The following is a 4,212-nucleotide window of genomic DNA, read 5'->3' on the forward strand; positions in this document are numbered from 1 at the left end:
GCCCCAGGTCGATGACCCAGTCGGCCTCGGCGATCACGTCCAGGTCGTGCTCGATGACGACGACGCTGTGCCCACCGTCGACCAGCCGGTGCAGCACGCGAATCAGGCGCTCCACGTCGGCCATGTGCAGCCCGACCGTCGGCTCGTCGAGCACGTACAGCGTGTGCGGCGCCTTGTTGCCGCGCCGGCCCACGTCGTCGCGCACCTTGGTCAGCTCGGTCACCAGCTTGATGCGCTGCGCCTCGCCACCGCTCAGCGTCGGTGACGGCTGGCCCAGCGTCAGGTAGCCCAGCCCCACGTCCTTCATCAGCTGCAGCGGGTGCGCGATGTTCGGCATCGACGCGAAGAACTCCACCGCCTCGTCGATCTCCATCTGCAGCACGTCGCCGATGCTCTTGCCGCGCCAGCTCACCGCCAGCGTCTCGGCATTGAAGCGCTGGCCGTGGCACACGTCGCACGGCACCTTCACGTCCGGCAGGAAGCTCATCTCGATCGTGCGCATGCCCTGCCCTTCGCAGGCCGGACAGCGGCCGTCGCCGGTGTTGAAGCTGAAGCGCGCCGGCATGTAGCCGCGCGCCCTCGACTCCAGCGTGTCGGCGAACAGCTTGCGGATCGTGTCCCAGAAGCCGATGTAGGTCGCCGGGCAGGAGCGCGGCGTCTTGCCGATCGGCGTCTGGTCGACCTCGAGCACGCGGTCGATGTAGCCCCAGCCGTCGATCTTCTCGCAGCCCTGCCAGTTCGGCTTGCCGCCGCGCACGTTGATGAACTGCAGGTTGGCCAGCAGCACGTCGCGCGCCAGCGTCGACTTGCCCGAACCGCTGACGCCGGTGACCGCCACCAGCCGCTTCAGCGGCACGTCGACCGTCACCTGCTGCAGGTTGTGCAGCGAGGCGCCGTGGATGGTCAGCAGCCGGTTCGCCTCGCCCTCCTTCGCGACCTTGCTCGCCACCGACGCGAGGAAGGCATCGACCTCGCGCCGTGCCTTCAGCGGGTGCACCAGCGGATGGGCGAGGAAGCGCCCGGTCACCGAATCGGGGTTCTTCGACAGGTCGCCCGCCGTGCCCTCGGCCACCAACCGGCCGCCGCGCTTGCCGGCGCCCGGGCCGATGTCGATGATGTGGTCGGCGCGGCGGATCGTGTCCTCGTCGTGCTCCACCACCACCAGCGTGTTGCCCTTGTCGCCCAGCTTGTGCAGCGCATCGAGCAGGATCTGGTTGTCGCGCGGGTGCAGGCCGATGGTCGGCTCGTCGAGCACGTAGCACACGCCCTGCAGGTTGCTGCCGAGCTGCGCCGCCAACCGGATGCGCTGTGCCTCGCCGCCCGACAGCGTCGGCGCCGCGCGATCCAGCGTCAGGTAGCCGAGGCCCACTTCTTCGAGGAACTCCAGCCGGCTCGCGATCTCGCTGACCACGTCGCGCGCGATCTCCGCATCACGGCCGGTCAGCGTCAAGGCCTGCACCCACTTGCGCGCATCGGCCACCGACCACTGCGCGATCCACGCGATCGAATGCGTGTCGAAGGTGACGCCGCGCGACACCGGGTTCAGCCGCGTGCCGCCGCAATCGGGGCACGGCTCGTCGACCACGCCTTCGACCTCCGCCTCCTCGGACGGGAAGCTCTGCTCGCGGCCCTTGTTGTCGTCGTCCTGCACCGAGTCGTCGTACGCCTTGCGCTGCTCACGCGTCAGCGCCAGGCCGGTGCCGACGCAGGTGGTGCACCAGCCGTGCTTGCTGTTGTAGCTGAACATGCGCGGGTCCAGCTCGGGGTAGCTGGTGGCGCACACCGGACAGGCACGCTTGGTCGAGAACACCTTCACCTCGCCGAGCTTGCGCGTCGGCGTGCCGGCCAGCATCGCGCCGCGCAGGCCCTTCAGCGGGCTCAGCAGGTGCATCACGCCCTTGCCGATGTCCAGCGCCTGCGCCAGCAGCGTGCGCAGCTCGGCTTCGTTGTCCTTGCCGATCACCAGGTCGCCGACCGGCAGCTCCACGGTGTGCTCCTTGAAGCGGTCCAGCCGCGGCCACGGATCGACCGGCAGGAAGTCGCCGTCGACCCGCAGGTGCGTGTGGCCGCGCGCCTTCGCCCACTTCGCGAGGTCGGTGTAGACGCCCTTGCGGTTGACGACCAGCGGCGCCAGCAGCCCGACATGCACGCCCTGGTGGTCGCGCAGCAGCTGGGCGGCGATGCTCTCGACGCTCTGCGGCCGCACCGGCGCGCCGTCGTTCACGCAGTGCTGGATGCCCAGCTTCACATACAGCAGGCGCAGGAAGTGCCAGACCTCGGTCGTCGTCGCGACGGTGCTCTTGCGGCCGCCGCGGCTCAGCCGCTGCTCGATCGCGACAGTGGGCGGAATGCCGTACACCGCGTCGACCTCCGGCCGCCCTGCGGGCTGCACGATGCTGCGCGCATAGGCGTTCAGCGATTCGAGGTAGCGGCGCTGGCCCTCGTTGAACAGGATGTCGAAGGCCAGCGTGSWCTTGCCCGAGCCCGACACGCCGGTCACCACRYTGAACTTGCCGCGCGGGATGCTGACATCCAGCGACTTCAGGTTGTGCTCGCGCGCGTTCACGATGCGGATTGATTCGTCGCGCTGCACGTCGCGCGCCTTCTTGACGAGGTACTGCAGCGGAACGCCTTCCTCCACCTGGTGCGCGCCGAGGCGCATCGACACGTCGTACTCAGCCAGCGCGCGGCCGGTGTGCGACGTGGGATGCAGCTTCACGTCATCCGGCGTGCCGGTGCACACCACCAGGCCGCCGGCCTCGCCGCCTTCCGGGCCGAGGTCGATCAGCCAGTCGGCCGCGCGGATCACGTCGAGGTTGTGCTCGATCACCACGAGCGAATGCCCGGCGTCGAGCAGCTTGCGGAACGCGCGCATCAGCTTCGCGATGTCGTCGAAGTGCAGGCCGGTGGTCGGCTCGTCGAACATGAAGAGCGTGCCCTTCTTCGCGACCGGCTGGCGGCTCGCGGTCGTCGTCTGCGCTGCCTCGGCGAGGAAGCCGGCCAGCTTCAGCCGCTGCGCCTCGCCGCCCGACAGCGTCGGCACCGGCTGGCCCAGCTTCACGTACTCCAGGCCCACGTCGACGATCGGTTGCAGCACGCGCAGCACCTCGCGGTCCTGCGCGAACATCTGCACCGCCTCGCTGACCGTCAGCTCCAGCACGTCGGCCACGCTGAGCTCCCTGGCCACCTCGCCGGGCAGGCGACGCTCGATCTTCACGTCGAGGATCTCGGCGCGGTAGCGGCGGCCGTCGCAATCCGGGCAGCGCAGGTACACGTCGGACAGGAACTGCATCTCGACGTGCTCGAAGCCCGAGCCGCCGCAGGTCGGGCAGCGGCCGTCGCCGGCGTTGAAGCTGAACATGCCGGCGCCGTAGCCGCGCTGGCCGGCCAGCGGCGTCTGCGCGAACAGCTTGCGGATCTCGTCGAACGCGCCGACATAGCTGGCCGGGTTCGAGCGCGCGGTCTTGCCGATCGGCGACTGGTCGACGAACACCGCGTCGGTCAGCCAGTCGGCGCCGAGCAGGCGGTCGTGCTCACCGGGCGTCTCGGTGGCCTTGCCGAAGTGCCGCGCGAGCGCCGGGAACAGCACGTCCTGCATCAGCGTGCTCTTGCCCGAGCCGGACACGCCGGTCACGCACACCAGGTGCTGCAGCGGGAACTCGACCGTCACGTTCTTCAGGTTGTGGTCGCGCGCGCCTTCGAGGATCAGCTTCGGCGTCGCGTCGGTCACCAGCCGCTTCAGGCCGCCCAGGCCGACCTGCTTGCGCCCGCCGAGGTAGGCGCCGGTCAGCGTGTCGGCGCGGCGGATCTCTTCCGGCGTGCCGTCGAACACGATGCTGCCGCCGCGCTCGCCGGGGCCGGGGCCCATGTCGATCAGCCGGTCGGCCGCCAGCATCACCGCCGGGTCGTGCTCGACGACGACCAGCGTGTTGCCGGCATCGCGCAGCCGGTGCATCGCCTCGACGATGCGGTTCATGTCGCGCGGGTGCAGGCCGATGCTCGGCTCGTCGAGCACGAACATCGTGTTGACCAGCGAGGTGCCGAGCGCCGTGGTGAGGTTGATGCGCTGCACCTCGCCGCCGCTCAGCGTGCGGCTCTGGCGGTCCAGCGTCAGGTAGCCGAGGCCGACATCGCACAGGTATTTCAGCCGCGTGCGGATCTCGTCGAGCAGCAGCTTCAGCGCGTCGTCGAGCATCGTGCTGGGCAGCGTGA

General features: G+C 69.7%; 1 protein-coding gene. It reads right to left on the reverse strand.

Annotated features, from left to right (window positions below; all coding sequences use genetic code 11):
• Positions 1-4,212, reverse strand: a 4,212-nt coding sequence (locus tag AC1D15_RS20165; RefSeq protein WP_477827367.1) for an excinuclease ABC subunit UvrA, incomplete at both ends; no start/stop codon positions are given.

The organism is Rhizobacter sp. P2_H2, assembly GCF_056403375.1.